The sequence below is a fragment of the Xanthomonas melonis genome (assembly GCF_020783655.1).
GTDB lineage: Bacteria > Pseudomonadota > Gammaproteobacteria > Xanthomonadales > Xanthomonadaceae > Xanthomonas > Xanthomonas melonis.
This window is the reverse complement of record NZ_JAJGQH010000015.1, coordinates 133,417-150,664: the sequence shown is the minus strand read 5'-3', so window position 1 is coordinate 150,664 and position 17,248 is coordinate 133,417. Positions and strand designations below refer to the sequence as shown.

Sequence of the window (17,248 nt, the reverse complement as noted above, 5' to 3'; positions counted from 1 at the left end):
ATCATCTTCTCCCGCGTGCGGGAGAAGGTGGCGCGCAGCGCCGGATGAGGGTGCTGTTGGTGTTTGCGGGAACATCACGCGACTGCTGCCCCCATCTGCCCTCCGGGCACCTTCCCCCGCAGGCGGGGGAAGGATGGCGTTGGCCGGACGATGCTGCAGCGCCGGCAACCTATCGCCTTCTTCCCCGCGCACTGACAACCGATCACCGTCTCCCGCGTGCGGGGGAACACTGACAACCGATCATCTTCTCCAGCGCGCGCGAGCGCTGACAACCAATCATCTTCTCCCGCGTGCGGGAGAAGGTGGCGCGCAGCGCCGGATGAGGGTGCTGTTGGTGTTTGCGGGAACATCACGCGACTGCTGCCCCCATCTGCCCTCCGGGCACCTTCCCCCGCAGGCGGGGGAAGGATGGCGTTGGCCGGACGATGCTGCAGCGCCGGCAACCTATCGCCTTCTTCCCCGCGCACTGACAACCGATCACCGTCTCCCGCGTGCGGGGGAACACTGACAACCGATCATCTTCTCCAACGCGCGCGAGCGCTGACAGCCGATCAGCTTCTCCCGCGTGCGGGAGAAGGTGGCGCGCAGCGCCGGATGAGGGTGCTGTTGGTGTTTGCGGGAACACCACGTGACTGCCACCCCCATCCGCCCTTCGGGCACCTTCCCCCGCAGGCGGGGGAAGCACGACGTTGGCCGGGCGATGCCGCTGGCTCACCGCAGTCCCACCCCAACCCTTCTCTTGCAGGCGCAAGGCCCAATGCCCCTCACGGGGAAACTCACACCGTCTCGCCGAACGCCTTGGCCAGGTTGCGATAGGCCTTCTTCTGCGCATCGTCGGTCGGCGCCGGAGCCAGCACCTCGAGCTCCACGATCTGGTCGCCCGGCGTGGCACCCGGCAGGCCGCGGCCCCGCAGGCGCAGCTTGCGGCCGGCGTCCGAGTCGGCAGGCACCTTCAGCTCCACCGAACCGCCCAGCGTCGGCACGCTGATGGTAGTGCCCAGCGCCGCCTGCCACGGCATGACCTGCAGGGTGTAGAGAATATTGCGCCCGTCCACCTCGAAGTGCGGATGCGCGGCATATTCGATCTCCAGCAGCAGGTTGCCGCCACCATTGCCCTGCCCGCTCAGCCGGATCACCTGGCCGGGCTGCACGCCCTTGGGCACGCGTACGTCCAGCTGCTTGCCGTTGATGGTGATACGCACGCTGTCGCCGGAATACACCGCTTCCAGCGGCACGGCCAGCTTGGCGCGGGTGTCGCCGCGCGGCGGCGCCCCGGCACCTGCACCCGCACCCGCACCCGGCCCGCGCGCACGGCCGCCGCGCTGGCCGGCGAACAGGCTTTCGAAGAAATCGCTGAAGCCGCCGCCGGCGCCGCCATTGCCGAACACTTCCTCGAAATCGAAGCCCTGGCCACCGCCATACCCCGGCGGGGCCTGGAACTCGTCGCCCGGGCGATAGCCCTGCGCCTTCAACTGATCATAGGCCTTGCGCTTGGCCGGGTCGCGCAGCGCCTCGTAGGCTTCGTTGATCGCCTTGAACTTGTCCTCGGCGCCGGCTTCCTTGCTGACGTCGGGGTGATACTTGCGCGCAAGCCGGCGATACGCGGTCTTGATCTCGGCATCGCCTGCACTGGGCTCCACACCCAGCGTTGCGTAGTAATCCTTGAATTCCATCTAATCACCTCTGGAAAAAAAAACGGCCCGCAGCCAGGGCCACGAGCCGGTTCGATGGGTCGGCACTTCGTTGCGACGGCCATGCTGCGCGGCGGGCGAGCTTCGCCGGGACGTACCGCCCCGCAGATTCGGAAACCGACCGCGCCACCTGGCGCTGACGCAACTGAAGATGCCAACCGATCCATTCGCAGCCGGGCGGGCGACCGCGCCTATTCTACGGCGCGGCCGTCGCCGGGGAACAAAACCGCCGGCTTCGTTCCAGGTCTTGCCTTGCAGCGTGACAGGCGCGTGCCGGATCTCGCAGCTCCAGCCGAAGCCGACCCCGGCCGGCCTCGACCACCCGCCACGCTCACGCATTCGGAGCGACTGAGGGAACGTCGCGAGCCCCTGCCGACAGGTGCGGAGAGCCTGCCCGGAACCGGAGCGTACGTCTGACGCATTCCCACTTGGGGCCTCAGCCGCGCCTGCCTGGCGCTGCACACGCGTCCAGCCGCTATTACTGCACCCGGCCGTTGCCGTCCTGTCCGTTACCGACCTGAATACGACGCGGCGTTGCCGCCGGACGCTTGGGAATGCGGATCTCCAGCACGCCATTGTGGCCGGCCGCGGTGATGCCATCGGGATCGGCGCTGTCGGGCAATGCGAAGCGGCGATGGAAGCTGCCGTAGCGGCGCTCGATGCGCGAGAAACGTTCGGTCTCGGCGCTGGATTCGCCCTTGCGCTCGCCCTTGATCGAGAGAATGCCCTTGTCCATCTGCACCTCGATCTCGCCCGGGTCGATACCCGGCAGGTCGGCATACAACACGAAGTGGTTGGGCTCTTCCTTGATGTCCACACGCGGCACCCACTGTGCGGTGACCACGGCCGACTCGTCGGTCTCGCCGTTCTGTTCGAAGAAGCGATCGAACACGTGCTTGATCTCGTTTTGCAGCGCGTGGGTGGGCCACTGGGGATAGCGAACGATATTCATTGCAAGCCTCCAAAAGGTTGGGTGAGGGGCCGGCGGCTGTAGCGTGTGCCGCTGCACCGGCCATGTGCGTCAGATAGGCGTGCACTTGCCGATTTCAAGCGCGTTGACGCGCTTTTCCCCTGCGCCTTTCTAGACTCCGTTCAGCCACAGGAGACCGCCCGCATGACCATCGCCGTTGGTGACAGCATTCCCGAAGTGGTCCTCAAGCACCTGCGCGATGGCCTCGAAACCGTGGACACGCATACCTTGTTCGCCGGCCGCAAAGTGCTGCTGTTCGCGGTCCCTGGCGCGTTCACGCCCACCTGTTCGGCCAAGCACTTGCCGGGCTACGTGGAACATTTCGAGGCCTTCCGCAAACGCGGTATCGACGTCCTGTGCACTGCCGTCAACGACCCGTTCGTGCTGCAGGCCTGGGGCCGCAGCCAGCTGATTCCCGAAGGCCTGCACCTGCTGCCAGACGGCAATGCGGAGCTGGCTCGCGCACTGGGTCTGGAAATCGACGCCAGCGGCTCAGGCATGGGTCTGCGCTCGCGTCGTTATGCACTGTATGCCGAAGACGGCGTCGTCAAGGCCTTGTTCGTCGAAGAACCCGGAGAGTTCAAGGTGTCTGCAGCCGACTACGTGCTGCAGCACCTGCCCCACTGACGTATTGCGTCCCCCGCCCACTGAAGAGGAAAACGGCCAGCCATGTCTGATCAGCCAGCCACCACCACTACCGGTATCACCGATACCGCCACCCTGCGCGCCCGCGCACGTCAGAGCATCGAAGATGGTGCCATCACCGAGAGCTACCATGCCGATCGCCAGAAAGTGATCGCGCTGCTCAATACCGCGCTCGCCACCGAATACGTGTGCACGCTGCGCTACTACCGCCATTACTTCATGGCCAAGGGCATGCTCGCCGACGCGGTGAAGGGCGAGTTCCTGGAGCATGCGCAGCAGGAGCAGGAACACGCGCACAAACTCGCCGAGCGCATCGTGCAGCTGGGCGGCGAACCCGACCTCAACCCCGATACGCTGACCAAGCGCTCGCACGCCGAGTACAAGGAAGGCAGCGACCTGCGCGACATGGTCAAGGAAAACCTGATCGCCGAGCGTATCGCCATCGACAGCTATCGCGAGATGATCGACTTCATCGGCGACAAGGACACCACCACCAAGCGCATCCTGGAAGGCATCCTCGCGCAGGAAGAAGAACACGCCGACGAATTCGCCGACATGCTGGAAGGCTGGATCGGCGAGTGAGTGCACTGCATCGGCGCGCTTGCGCCGATGCAGTCATTCGGTTGCACGATCCGGCAGGACAGGGCGCCAGCAGGCGCCCTGTGCTTTTTCGCGACGTGGCGATCTGCACGCACAGCGCTCTCCACTCGAGCTGGCAGCTCCACCTCGCAGGCACACCCCCGGACACGACCTGACTTTCTGGTCATGCCCCGCCGCGCCCGCGTGCGCTCCCAAGCCGATGCGGCGTCAGCGCTTGCTCAGCGCAGTACGCGGAAGCGCAGCTGTGTCCAGGCGCCATCGCTGGCCATTGCGGTGAGCGTGTGCTGGCCGACCTCGGCAAAATCACGTTGAAATCCCTGGCGCCCGGTGGTCTGGGCGATCCAGCGTCCGTCCAGCAACCAATCGATGCGCGCTTCGCTACCCAGCGCGCGCAGCTGCAGGCGCACCGGCCGGGCGCTGTCGTTGGCACGCGCCAGCGTGGCACGGTCGCTCAGCCCATCGATGCGCAGCACGCCAGCGCCGACCATGTTCCCATCGGGTCGACAGTCCGGCGCCAGCGGCGGCGGTTGCGTGGCATTGCGCTCTGCCGCGCTCAGCCAGGGCGACGCCAGCGCGGGCCAGCGCGCCAGCACACGCGACGCGCGCAGATGCGGCTGCTCGCATTCCTGCGACAGCCGCTGGCCGCTGCGCGCGTCCACTTCGAAACGCCATTGGCCGCTCTGCCACAGCCGCGCGTCGCGTTCGGCGAATGTCGGCGGCACCGCGCCTTCCAGGGCGTAGGCCTCCATCCGCCGCGCGCACAGCGGCGGCGGAGTCTGTTCCGCGGCCCCACCCAACGGCCAGCAGATCTGCAGTGCCTGCACCGTGGCGGGCATCGGCGGCGGCACACTGTCGCCGGCATTGCGTGGCAACGCGTCGATGACCTCGAACATCAACGGCAGTGCGGTCACCGCACCGTATTGGCCGGGCAGTGGCGTGCCATCCGGCCGCCCCACCCACACGCCCACCGTATAGCGCCGCGTACCGCCCAGCGCCCAGGCGTCGCGATAGCCGTAACTGGTACCGGTCTTCCACGCCACGCCCGGGCGTGTCGCGGTATCGAAGGTGCCGCTGCCATAGCCGGGGCGCGGATTGCTCTGCAGGATCTGGCGCACGATCCAGGCGGCGCCGGGCGACATCAGCCGGCGGTCGATCCGCGCTGCATCCGGCGTGTAGCGCACACGCCCGGCGATACCGCCGCGATTGAGCGCGGCGAAGGCGCCGACCAGTTCCTGCAACTGCGCACCCGTGCCCCCCAGGATCAAGGCCAGCGAGGGCGGCGTACCGCGAGGAAAGTGCAAGGCGATCCCGGCGTTGGACAGCCGTGCGGCGAACCGCGCAGGGCCGATACGGTCGAGCAGATCCACCGCCGGCACGTTCAACGACAGTCGCAACGCCGCAGCGGCGCTCACCGGCCCATTGAACGCAGCATCGAAATTGCCTGGCCGGTAGTCGCCAAAGCTCTGCGGCGCGTCCACCAACAGGCTTTCCGAATGGATCAGACCATCGTCCAGAGCCATGCCGTACAGAAACGGCTTGAGCGTGGAGCCGGGCGAGCGCCAGGCCTGGACCATGTCCACATGCCCCAGCCGCCTGCGATCGCCGAAGCTGACCGAGCCCACGTAGGCACGTGTCTCCATCGTGGCGTTGTCCACCACCAGCAAGGCAGCCGAGGTGCGTTCGGGCAATTGCGAAAAATACGTACTCACGCGTTCTTCGAGCGTGCGCTGCAGCTCCGCATCCAGCGTGGTGACGATGCGCGCGGCGCGCGGCTGCGCACTGTGCAGGCGTTGCGCCAGCAAGGCCGCATGCAACGGCGGCTTGAGCGAACGGGTCACCACCGGTTCGATGCGCGCATCGTCCACCTCCGCGCGCGACCACACCCCCAGCTCCACCATGCGGTCGAGCACCTTGTCGCGTGCACGCTGCGCCGCCTCGGGGTGCCGATCCGGCCGCAAGCGACTCGGCGCCTGCGGCAATACGGCCAACAGTGCCGCTTCGGCCTGCGACAATGCCCTGGCCGGTTTGCCCAGGTAAGCCCAACTGGCCGCCTCTACGCCTTCGATGGTGCCGCCGTAGGGCGCGCGTTCCAGATACAGCGTGAGAATCTCGCGCTTGCTCAGATGCGCTTCCAACTGCAGGGCGCGCAACAGCTGCCTGGCCTTGCCCCAGGGCGTGCGTGTATGCGGATCCAGGATGCGCGCCACCTGCATGGTCAAGGTGGAGCCGCCGGAAACGATGCGGCCGTGCCCGATCCACTGCCCGCCGGCGCGTAGCAGGCCCCAGGGATTGATACCGGGGTGGCGCCAGAACCAGCGGTCCTCGTAGTTGAGCAGTGCCTGCAGATACAAGGGCGACACGCTCTGGGGACTGGCCGGGTAACGCCACACCCCGTTGCGATCGGCGAACGCACGCAGCGGCGTGCCGTTGCGTGCGACCACCAGCGTGGACGTGTCGCGCGACCTGGGCAGCGGCAGTGGAAAGGCCAGGTCCAGCATCAATAGCGCAGCGAGCAGCGCCGCGGCGTTCCAACGCAGCCAGCGCAGCCAGCGGCGACCGCCCCGGGCCGACTCCGGCGCATGCGACTGCGTCCGCTCCCTCCCTGCCTGCACCTGCGCGTGTTCGTCCATCGTGCAAAGCATGCAGGGCAAAACGCGTTTCGGCCACTGCTGCGCGATCGGATGCGTCGTACTGCGCGCTCTGGCTGGCTTGTCAGCCACGGCGCCAGGGATGCGGCCCGGTAGCGGTAAGGCGCCACGCGCAAGCGGGGCAGGCCTGACGAACGCACGCGGCAATCCGATTGCCAGGAATGCGGTCGCCAGCCGCGGCGCCATCCCCAGCCAGCCGTTGGCTGCCGAGTCGGACACCGCAAACCATCCAGGCGCCGTTGAACGAAGACAGGCAGCACCCAGCCACGCCAGATCGTGTCGCCGTCCTGTGCATCGACGCTACTGAACGGCAGCGCCTCACCCCTGCCGCCCCCTGCCCCAGCCAATGCACGTCCTCGAACACCACCGCCCGCACCAGGGCAACCAATGCCGGGGAGCCAGGCGAGCGCGCGACAGGCGAACATGAAGCCGAAGCCACGGAATACGGTGTCTTCAGCCAGCGCGAACAGCACCGCCGGCCACAGCAGCCCGAGAGACATGCGGACATCCCTGCGCGCAAGCGTCGGGGTCCGTCCGCCGCCAGTGCAGGCGAACGTTCGCAGCCGCGTCCCTGTGCTTGAGCGGATGGCCGTGTTCACCACACCGGTGGTCCCTTGGCAGCATGCGTGCACGGTGGCCACGGCGCGCAACCGCAGCATCGGGCGATCGTGCGCCGGTCGGCAGATGCGCTCCTGGCACCTTTCATTCGCTCAGCGTTTTTCCAGCGTGGCGCGATAACGCAGCAATGCTTCCGGTGCATCGGTCTGGATGATGCTCACACCATCGCGGTACAGGCGCCCCCAGACCTTGTCCGGCTCGCGCACCGCATCGGCATCGCCGCCGTAGCCGGCGATGAAGCCTTCCCACAATGAGTTGACCATCAAGCGCACCTTGTGCGCCCTGCTCACCGCTGCCAGCGCCGGCAGTTGCGCTGCGCTCATCCGGGGCAATTCGAGCGCCATGGGGCGTGCGTTGCGGGTCTGCGCGGTGGCAATTGCCGCCAGATCGGCCGTGCCATGCGCGTTGATCAGGATCGGAAAGAAATACACGCTGTTGAATGGTGTCATTGCTGCCAGCGGTGGCGTGGCGATGCCGGCCTCTGCCTTCACGATGACCTGGTGCTGCATGCCCAGGCGCGCCACCGCATCGACCACCTGCACGTAGATCGCATCCTTGACGTCGAGGTTGAGCAGGATGCGGCCCTTGGATGCGGCCAGCATCTGCTCCAGGGTGACCACGCGCTGGTCGGTGAGCGGTGCCTGCGCGCCGCCTTCGTCGCTGCGCAGGCGCAGCTTCTGCAGGTCGGCCAGGGTCAGCTCGGACAGCTTGCCAGTGCCATCGGTGGTGCGGTCCACGCTGGCGTCGTGCAGCATTACCAGCGTGCCATCGGCGGCGCGGCGCACATCGGTTTCCATCACGTCGGCACCGATCGCGATGCAGCGCTCCAGCGCGGCCAGCGAGTTCTCCGGTGCAGGATCGGCGAAGCCATGCGCTGGCGCGGGCGCATGGCAGCCGCGGTGGGCAACCACCACGATGCCGCCCTGCGGATCAAGCAGACGTGCCTGGATGGCGGTCACGCCGGTCGGCGCTGCACTGGCTGCAGTGGTGGTCATGGCCGCACACAACAGCGCGGCGAGGACGGCAACGGATTGCAAGGACATCGAAATGACTCCACTTGAAGGGAAGAATTCACTGCACGTTCGCCAGCGCAACAGGCCGGGCGCGAGCGGTCAGTACATGCGCCACCGGTCCAGGCTGGGACCACGCGATTGCGCCATGCACGCCGCAGCGAACAACGGTCTGTTGCCCTGGATCAAAACGCGGGCGTGAACCGCAGACCAACCCAATAGGTCGTCGGCACCGAATAACTGTCCTTGAGCAGGTTCTGCCCCGGGCCGGTTACGCTGGTGATGCGGCTATGGGTGAGGTTACTGACCTGGCCCACCAGGCTGAGCTGCTTGCTGATGGCATAGGTGGCCGTGAAATCCAGTTGCGAGCGCGGCGACCAGTACAGATCCTGCCAATCGATATTGCTGACAATCGAACGCAAGGCCTTGCCCTGCCGGTTGTAGGCCGCGCGCAACTCCAGGCCGCCGGTGTTGTAGAACAGCGTGGCGTTGGCGGTGTAATCCGGTTGCCCGACCAGGTTGTCGAGCTTGCGCTCGCGCTGGGTGACAGTGGTGCCGCTACCTATGCTGTACGGCACATCGAGGCTGCCATCGAGCACGGCAACATTGACACTGAAGCCGACTCCGCTCAGCCACGGAACAAGCGGCGCCAGGGTGTTGACGATGCCGTTGAGCTCCACACCGCGGATACGTGCCTTCGCGGCATTGGCCGGCGTGCTGATCAGCGCATTGGCATAGGTGGTGCCGTCGAAGGTGTAGCTGTCGGTGCGCGAGAGCGTGAAGATCTCGTCCTGGATGCGCTTGTCGAACACCGCCGCGGAGGCGAATGCATCGAAATCACCGGGCAGGCGCCATTCCAGCGACAGATCCAGGTTATTGGACACGCGCGGCTTGATGTCGGGGTTGCCGATGGTCACGGTGACGCCCTGCGCATTCGGGTTGCCGGCGTCGGCCGTGTTGACGAAGCCGATCGAGGTGCGTGCGGCATATGCGTCGTAAGGCGGCCGGCCCAGCGTACGGCTGGCGCCGGCGCGCAGGTCCAGCGTGTCGGTCAGGTGGTAGGTCATGACGGCCGACGGCAACAGATAGGCGTAATCCGCGCTGGTCGGGTTGTCGACATACACATAGCGGTTGCTGGCGGTATCCAGCTGGCGCAGGCGACCGACGGTGTCGAGTCTGGTGCTGTCGTAGTGCAGGCCTGCCTGCACATTGAGCCGATCGCTGCGATAACTCACCAGGCCGTAGCTGCCGAAGATCTTTTCGGTATGGGTGAAGTTGTCCTGGTTGCTGAAGGCCTGCTGGTCGGTACTGTTGAATGCGCTCAACGGCGATGCCGCCAGCACGCGGTTGGCCTTGTCCGGATCGATGGTGATCAGGTTCAAGCCGGCGTAACGCAGCGGCGCCCTGCCGGTGCCCGCCACGTCGGCCAGGCCGAAGGCCGGCGCGCTGGTATTGGGTTGGTACTCCACGCGATAGATGTCGTACGACGGCTTGTCGGTGGTGTACGACACGCCTGCCGCGAAGCCAGTGCCCTGATCGCTTTCGCCCTGATTGAAGCCGTAGTCGAGCCGACCGGTCAGAATGCGATCGGCGGCAGTGCGTTTGTAGTCAGGGCGCCAGTACGACAGGCTGTAATTGTCCAGGTTGTTGTAGGCCTGCGGCGACACATCGAAACGTTGATCGAAGCCGGACGTGTCATAGGCAAAGGCGTAGTCGGGTGTGGCGTTGATGGTCACGCCACTGCCGGTCTGCCCGACCGGCACCGGCGCTGGGCGCGTGATGCCGGTGGCGTACTTGATCATGCGAATGGGTTCGTCGTAGGTCGCATCCGACCAGGCCGCTCGTGCGGAGAACTGCTGCCGGTCGGTAGGACGCCAGAGCGTGCCCAGCTGGGCCACCTTGGTGCGCGTGGTCACGATCTGGTTGGAATAGCCAACCTCGACATCGCCCCCTGGGTAACGGCCGGAGGTGGCGGTCTGCTCGAACACCTGACTGCGGTTGCGCGGGTCGATGATGACCTCGTTGCGCTCCATGTTGTCCTTGAAATAATAGTAGCCGGCCATGGCATACGCTTCGAGCGCCGCACTGGGCCGCATCTCGAACTTGCCGGTAACCCCATAGCGGTCGCGCTGGTTCTGCACGTACCAGTATTTGTCCTGCTGCGGCACCGCCCAGCCATTGCCGAGATTGGCACCGGTCTGCAGCACACCGTTGTTGTCGTAGAACCCGTAATGCACCGTGTCGGTGGTCATGTGGGTTTCGGTGTAGCTGCTGAGCGTCTGGTAGTTGGCCGACACCGTGAGCCCGTACTGTTGCTCGCTGCCGAAGGTGCGGCTGCCGGTGGCATTCAACCGGTAGCCAAGATCGTCCTGGTCGCGCGGCTTGCCCGCATCGTTGGCGTGGCCGAGCGCGGCTTCGGCGCTGAAGAATGGCTTGCCGCCGTTTTCGAATGCGCTGCGCGTCTTGAGGTTGATCGCACCGCCGGTGGCATTGGGATCCAGATCCGGCGTAAACGTCTTGACCACCTGCAACTCGCTGACCATCGAGGCCGGCAGCAGATCCAGCCGCACGCCGCGGGTGATCGACCCGAGCGTGCCGTTCGGCGTACCGGGTGATGCGATGGTGAGCCCATCGATGGTGACATTGTTGTAAGACGGCCCCAGGCCGCGCAGCACCGGCGTGGCCGCTTCGTCGCGCGGATGCTCGTTGTCGGTAGCCGGCAGTACCGACAACCCCGGAACGCGACGCAGCGCTTCCACAATCGTGCTGTCCGGCAGTGCGCGTACATCGGTGGCACTGATCACATCGGTGATGTTGGTCGCCGCGCGCTTGCTTTCCACTGCGGCTGCGTTGGCGCGGCGCACGCCGGTGACTTGCATGGCGTCCAGTGTCTGCACGCCGGTTTTGGTTGCGGCGGCTGGTGCATCGGCGTTGGATACGTCACCTGGGGACGCGACGGACTCTGTGCCTACCGCGTCGTCCGGTGCTGCGCTGGCGTCTGCGGGATCTACAGATAATGAAGGCGACGATGAAACGCTGCGCTCTGCGCTGGCAGACCTCGCGTTGGTCTGCGCCTGCAGCGCTGGTGAACATGCCGCGATGGCGACGGCGAGAACAGTCAAATGAAAACGGCACGAATCGGAGCGCTGCATGGAATCCCGGGAACGCGCAGCAAGGGCGCCACGCCTGTGAGAAGGCACGCCACCGTAGCCAGTAGAAATGACCCCTGCGTGTCGCTTGCATCGCAATGCCAAGACAATGCGTAGCGGTGTCGCCAGAGACGAAGACGGTCGCCGGAGTCGCAAAGACCTTCAGTGCGGCGCTTCAAGAATCCCTCTCCCGGCCGGAGAGGGATTGGGGTGAGAGTACAAAGGCGAGGCAGTGAAGCAGTCGGTGATTCAGGTCTGATGGCGCGTGGCGACGCGCTTGTCATGACAGGTGATGGTAGATCTCCGAGGCGCACCCTCATCCGCCCCTGCGGGGCACCTTCTCCCTACGGGAGAAGGACTCGCTCATGGCACCGCTACGTGGGCGACCTTACCGCTCTTCACTGCTGCCGCAGGGCGATCAAAGCCCCTCTCCCGGCGGGAGAGGGGTTGGGGTGAGGGTACGAAGGCGAGGCAGTGAAGCAGTCGGTGCTTCAGGTCTGATGCCGCGTGGCGACACGTTTGTCATTACAGGTGATGGTAGATCTCCGAGGCACACCCTCATCCGCCCCTGCGGGGCACCTTCTTCCGAGCGGGAGAAGGCAGAGTTTCGGTGTCCGTCAGAAATGGCGTGCCCCTACGGCTGCACCACCGTCATCGTCGCTGGCGTGCTGCGCCCCACCCCGCGCAACTCCGGCCGGTACATGTCTTCCACCAGTGATGGCGGCACGGTGTACGTGCCCGGGGTGACCGCACGCACCAGATAGTAGAGCTGCGCCTTGCTGCCCGACGACAGCGCCACAGCGGCCACATAGCGGTCGTCGCGGAACTCTTCGTGCTTGACGTCGGCGGCGCGGGAACGTTCGCTGATGCCGATGCCGTCCACCACCACGTCGGCCCACTGCTTGGCATCGCTCAGATTGAAGTTTTCGATCTCCAGGCCTGCCGGCAGCAGATCGGTGAGCAATGCATCGGGCATCGATTCGTTGGCAGTGATGGTGACACGCACGATCAGCGCCTCGCCTTCCTTCAGCGCGCGCGGGCTCCACGGCTTACCGTCGGTGGTGTACCAGCTGCGCTCCACGCTAAGGTGGCGTGTGTCCGGCTCAGGCGCGCTGCGCGGGATGCCGGCCACTTCCAGGCTGGCGTACATCGGCGCCTCGCCCTGCGGTGCGAACTGCACGCCCCGTGCGAGCGCGGCGCCGTCGAAGCTGCGCGCGAACAGACGTGCCGCGGCGATCTGCTGCGCATCGCCGCCGACGGTGAGGGTGCCGGATACCTGCTTGCCCTGCCCGACCATCAAGGCCTTGCCCAGTCGCGCCAAGGCGACCTGTTCCTGCGTGCTCAGCCACAGTGGGCCACCGGCACGGCGTACATCCAGCGCGCGGCCGAGCGCCACGACCCGGGTATCGTACTCAGGCTTGGACAGGCCGCGTTCGTGCAGCAGGGCCATCATCAAGGCGTCGTCGCGAATCGCACTGCCATAGTCGCCGAAGTAACGCGGCCGTTCGGCACTGTCCTTGGCGAAACCGGCCTTGATCGCCGCCCCACCACGCTTGGTGTCGCCCTGCAACGACAGTGCCGCGCCCAGATGCACCAGCGACAGGCCGGTCAGCGCCTTGTCGCGCTGGTTGTCGTACAGCGCGCGCAGCGTCCCCAGCGGGGCACGGTTCACACGTGCCAGCACGTAGCCCGACCAGGCCTGGTTGGCGAACTTCAGATTCTCGCGGCGATCCTGCCCGTAGAACTCGTTGCCGCCGGAGAGCAGGTCTTCACTCAGGCGATTGAGTGCCTTCTGCAGCACGTTGTCGGGCACCGAGAAACCAGCGTCTCTGGCATCGAGCAGAAACTCGGCGATGTATGGCGTCAGCGCCGGACTGACATCGCCATCGTCTCCCCACATCGAAAAATGCCCACTGGCGATCTGCATCGAGGCCAGCCGCCCGAACGCGCCTTCCATCCGTTCGCGTCGCGTGGCCGCATCCAGACCCTGGGTGCCCAGCGCCCTGGCCGTGGCATCGTCGAGCAATAGCGCCGCATACCCCTTGCTGGTGGTCTGCTCGACGCAGCCGTACGGGTATTCCAGGGCACCCTGCAAGGCGCTGGCGAAAGGAATCGGCGGCAGCGGGCTGACCACCATGCGTGCGTTGACCGAGCCGGGCATCAGCCCATCGGCCGAGCCGCTGTCCAGGGTGATGGGTGCCAGCGGGTCGAGGACGCGGGTCTGCGCGCGCAACACCTGCGGCCAGCCTGCGCGTACCGGCAGCTCGTAGCTGCGGTCGGCCTTGGAACCATTGCCGTCCACGCGCACGCGCACCTTGGCCACGCGATAGCCTTCGGTGGCGGTGAGCGGGAAGCTCAGCGTCTGCTTGGCATCCACGCCGAGCTTGACGCTGCGCGACGCCTCGCCGATCGCCAGCGGGCCGATGGCGTCCACGCGCACATTGAACTCGCCCGGTTTACCGGTGAAATTCTGCACGTCCAGCGTCACCATGCTGCGGTCGCCTGGCGCCATCACCCGCGGCATGCTGGCCTCGGCCAGGATCGGTGCACGCACCACGGTTTCCATGTCGCGGTTGCCGTAGCGCGTGTCCGAATACACCAGCGCCGACACCCGCAGCGTGCCATTGAAGTCCGGCACCGGCAGCTGCACGCGCGCGTTGCCCTTTGCATCGAGTTTGACCGAGCCGGAGAACAGATCCACGGTCTGCACGCGCGCGGTCGGGCGTTTGGCCTGCGGCAGCGCCTCCAGCGCCATATCGCCGCCGAACTTGAGCTTGCCGCTGGCGCCCTCGAAGCTTTCGATCACCCGCCCGTAGATGTCGTAGGCGTCGGTGCCCAGGCGCCGTTGCGCGAAGAACTGCGCGTTGGCATCGGGCACCGGGAAGCGGGTGATGTTGAGGATGCCCACGTCCACCGCGGAGATGGTCACGTGCGCGGCCTTGCCGGCCAGCTCGGGCACGCTCACCGTCACCGGCAGCGGTTGCTCCGGACGCATCTGCTTGGGCGCGGACAGACCCACCGCCACGCGGCGGTGCTTGCGCTCCATCGGCACGAACGCCACGCCCACTGCGCGTGCGGGCGTGATCTTGCTCGGCGCGCTGCCACCGCGGAACACCAGCGCGGTGACGTACACATCGTGGCGCTCCCAGGCATCGGTGACCGGAATGTCGAACGTGCTGCCTGGCTTGACGTCGATGTCCTGCACGTACAGCAGCTTGTCGCTTTCCACGAGCAGCACGCCCTTGCCTGCATGCGGCGGCGTCAGGCTGACGGTGAGCGTATCGCCGGCCCGGTAGCCGGTCTTGTCCAGCGCCAGCTTGACCTTGTCCGGTCGCGCATCCAGCCCGCGGTTCTCGTCGTTCCAGCTCCAGCCGGCACGGAACGGGTAACGCGTGGTCAGCCCGGTGGCCGGGTCGAAGACCTCCATGCGGTACTCGCCCCATTCCACCGGGACATCCAGCTTGGCATTGCCGCTCCCCACGTCCAGCGTGCGCGTGTCCTTGTTCTCGAAGCGCCGGGTGAAGTCGTAATTCCAATGGTTGTCGCTGTAGTTCCAGTGGTAGTCGCGCAGCTCACGCACCAGCGTGGCCTTCAGGCCCTTGGCCGGCTGCAGTTTGCCGTCGGCATCCACGCGGGTGATCTCGAAACGGGCAGTCGCATTGGCATCGGCGCCGTCCTTGTCGTCGAACAGCGGGCGCACGCCGACCAAGGCCTTGGCCGGCCACAGCACGCGCTTGAGGGTACGGGTCACGGTGCGCCCGCCGGTTTCGTACACGCTGCCGGAGACCACTGCGGCGATCGTGCTGACCGGCCTGGCTTCGGCCGGCAACGCGATGTCTTCGCGCAATACGCCATCGCTGCCGAACTCGGTGTCGATCACATCCTTGGCTTCGCGCGGCAGCTCCAGCGTGGGGTCGCCGAAGAACCAGCCCGGCAACGCGTCGAGCGGATGCTGCTCCACGCTGACCGCCAGCTTGGCGGTGAAGCGGTTGCCCTCGGCCGGCGCGCCATACAGATATGCGGCCGTGGCCTGCAGCTTGAACGGCTGACCGGCGCTCAGGGTCTTCTGCGTGCTGTCCAGGTCCAGCTTCATGCGTTCGGGCAGGAACTCCTCCACGCGCACGGTCATGCCCTGCACCGCTTCCCTGCTGGCCGGGTCGGTGCGGAACTCCACCTGCCAGCGGCCAGTGGGCGCATCGGCGGGAATCTGTTGGCTGAATTCGAAATAGCCCTGCTCGCCCGGCTGCAGCCGGGTCTCGCGGAAGGTCTTGCCATCCGGCTGTTTCAACCGCAGGAACACCGGCTGCCCGCCTTTCGTCGGCCCGGCGGTCGGCTTGCCGTCGTTGTCGCGCAGGATCGCCGACACCCGCATGGTCTCGCCAGGGCGGTACAGATCGCGTCCCGCCCAGGCGAACACGTCGAACCACGCACTCTGCCGCCCGGCGACCGCAAACTCGCTCAGATCCAGCGCCGGCTGGTTGAACGGCAGCATCGACAGATCGGTCTTGCTGCGCGCCACCAGCACATGGCCAGCGTCGAGCGTGTAGTTGAGCAGCGCATTGCCATTGCCATCGGTGGCGCCCTTGAGGAACAGCTCGCCCTTGGCATCCAGGATGCGCACTTCCACGTTCTTGATCGCCTCACCGCTCTGCAGCGAAGCGGTGTGCACGAACAGCTTGTCCTTGTAGGCCCGCGTGTGCAGGCCGATGTCGCTGACAGTGAAGAACGCGGTGTCGAACTCGCTGTCGAAACTGCCGGCGCGCTTCATCACCGCGAAGTACAGACCCGGCTTCTGCAGCTCCTTGATGTCCTGCGTGGGCAGGTAGGTCAGCACGCGCTCGTTCTGCTTGCCGCCCAGGATGAAACGATTGACGTAGACCGGATCGGCCAGCTTGGACAGCGGCTGGCGATCGTCGTATTGGCTCTCCAGCTCCCAGCTGCCACGGCGCCCACCGCGCTGGAAATGCTTGAAGAACGCCGGCAGCGACTTCTCGCGCACGCGCAGGAATTCCACATCCACTTCCGGCACGTTGACCGACACCACCGGCAGGCCGCGGCTCTCGCGCGCGGGCAGCACGCTGCCCTGCGAGGCGAAGCCGGCCACCGGCTTGAGTTCGCCGGTGTGGACCTTTTGCTTGAGCGGCTTGCCCAGGCGGCTGCCGTCGGCGGCCAGCAGGTTGGCGTCGACCAACACCGTGTAGTCCTTGGCAGCTTCCACATACGGGTAGCGCAGCGACTTGCCGTCCTCCGACAGCGACCAGCTGCTGTCGCCGACCCCGGTCTTTTCCTCGAAACGCACCAGCGCATCGAAGTCCTGGCTACCGACCAGCGGGCGTGAAAACTCCAGTACCAGCGACACGCCGTCGCCGCTCTGGTCGGGGTAGGCGCGCGCCAGTGCAAAACCGGTGATGGCCTGCCTGTCGGCCTTGATCGCCTCGCCACTGGGCGCAGGTAGTTGGCCGCTTTCGTTGCGCTTGCAGGCCACGATGCCCAGCGCCACCGTCAGCACCATCACCCACAGCAGCAGGCTTCGCGTGACCGACGCCCTCATCCTTGATTCCCGGCTGTCCATTCGTGCGATCCCATGATTGAGGACGCCAGTATAACGACGCGTTTCACCGTGCATGCACAGCTGGGCTGGCAGGGCTTCTTAACGCCCCCTCATCCGCCCTTCGGGCACCTTCTCCCGCACGCGGGAGAAGGAGTGCCGGGGTCGGACGCAGACACGATTATGCGAATCACTGTCACCGGCAACGCAGGGCGTCGCTCACCGTCGACGGGCCGGAAAACCGAATCGCCGACGCTGATCCGTTACCGGCTGTCCCGGTTCCCACAGGCGTCCCACCCGCACCATCAAGCACGTCCCCCCTTCTCCCGTCAACGGGAGAAGGTGCCCGAAGGGCGGATGAGGGGCGGT

At 66.2% G+C, this 17,248-nt stretch carries 8 protein-coding genes; 2 read left to right on the top strand and 6 right to left on the bottom strand.

All coding sequences use genetic code 11. The features are described 5' to 3' along the window. Positions 1–776: 776 nt before the first annotated feature. On the bottom strand, positions 777–1,673 hold the full coding sequence (locus LL964_RS15965) for a DnaJ C-terminal domain-containing protein (RefSeq protein ID WP_104584448.1): 897 nt from the start codon (positions 1,671–1,673) through the stop codon (positions 777–779). A 496-nt stretch (positions 1,674–2,169) separates the two neighbouring features. Further along, positions 2,170–2,643, bottom strand: a complete 474-nt coding sequence (locus LL964_RS15960; protein WP_104584450.1) for an Hsp20/alpha crystallin family protein — start codon at positions 2,641–2,643, stop codon at positions 2,170–2,172. Between the two features lie 162 nt (positions 2,644–2,805). Here LL964_RS15960 and LL964_RS15955 point away from each other — a divergent pair, with 162 nt between their 5' ends. Together LL964_RS15955 and LL964_RS15950 are read left to right on the top strand one after the other, a co-directional pair. Continuing rightward, entirely contained in the window at positions 2,806–3,288 is a 483-nt protein-coding gene (locus LL964_RS15955) for a peroxiredoxin (protein WP_104584452.1), read from the top strand. Between the two features lie 42 nt (positions 3,289–3,330). Beyond that, the gene (locus LL964_RS15950; RefSeq protein ID WP_104584454.1) at positions 3,331–3,888 is read left to right on the top strand and encodes a ferritin-like domain-containing protein; all 558 of its coding nucleotides are present in this window, start codon (positions 3,331–3,333) and stop codon (positions 3,886–3,888) included. 236 nt (positions 3,889–4,124) lie between these two features. On the opposite strand, the gene pbpC is transcribed toward LL964_RS15950, so the two are convergent. From pbpC to LL964_RS15930, 4 genes are all read right to left on the bottom strand, one after another. Next, entirely contained in the window at positions 4,125–6,536 is a 2,412-nt protein-coding gene (pbpC, locus tag LL964_RS15945) for a penicillin-binding protein 1C (RefSeq protein ID WP_104585533.1), read from the bottom strand. A 728-nt stretch (positions 6,537–7,264) separates the two neighbouring features. Beyond that, on the bottom strand, positions 7,265–8,215 hold the full coding sequence (locus tag LL964_RS15940; RefSeq protein ID WP_146092290.1) for a glycerophosphodiester phosphodiesterase family protein: 951 nt from the start codon (positions 8,213–8,215) through the stop codon (positions 7,265–7,267). Between the two features lie 152 nt (positions 8,216–8,367). Continuing rightward, complete coding sequence (locus tag LL964_RS15935; protein WP_104584456.1) at positions 8,368–11,334, bottom strand: TonB-dependent receptor; 2,967 nt, start codon at positions 11,332–11,334, stop codon at positions 8,368–8,370. A 631-nt stretch (positions 11,335–11,965) separates the two neighbouring features. Further along, positions 11,966–16,882, bottom strand: a complete 4,917-nt coding sequence (locus tag LL964_RS15930; protein ID WP_167395168.1) for an alpha-2-macroglobulin family protein — start codon at positions 16,880–16,882, stop codon at positions 11,966–11,968. Positions 16,883–17,248 lie beyond the last annotated feature (366 nt).

What these genes read in the sequence shown, in the direction of transcription:
- LL964_RS15940 (WP_146092290.1), bottom strand. Translation starts at nt 8,215, where the DNA reads ATGTCCTTGCAATCCGTTGCCGTCCTCGCCGCGCTGTTGTGTGCGGCC.
- LL964_RS15960 (WP_104584450.1), bottom strand. Translation starts at nt 2,643, where the DNA reads ATGAATATCGTTCGCTATCCCCAGTGGCCCACCCACGCGCTGCAAAAC.
- LL964_RS15965 (WP_104584448.1), bottom strand. Translation starts at nt 1,673, where the DNA reads ATGGAATTCAAGGATTACTACGCAACGCTGGGTGTGGAGCCCAGTGCA.
- LL964_RS15950 (WP_104584454.1), top strand. Translation starts at nt 3,331, where the DNA reads ATGTCTGATCAGCCAGCCACCACCACTACCGGTATCACCGATACCGCC.
- pbpC (WP_104585533.1), bottom strand. Translation starts at nt 6,536, where the DNA reads ATGGACGAACACGCGCAGGTGCAGGCAGGGAGGGAGCGGACGCAGTCG.
- LL964_RS15930 (WP_167395168.1), bottom strand. Translation starts at nt 16,882, where the DNA reads ATGAGGGCGTCGGTCACGCGAAGCCTGCTGCTGTGGGTGATGGTGCTG.
- LL964_RS15935 (WP_104584456.1), bottom strand. Translation starts at nt 11,334, where the DNA reads ATGCAGCGCTCCGATTCGTGCCGTTTTCATTTGACTGTTCTCGCCGTC.
- LL964_RS15955 (WP_104584452.1), top strand. Translation starts at nt 2,806, where the DNA reads ATGACCATCGCCGTTGGTGACAGCATTCCCGAAGTGGTCCTCAAGCAC.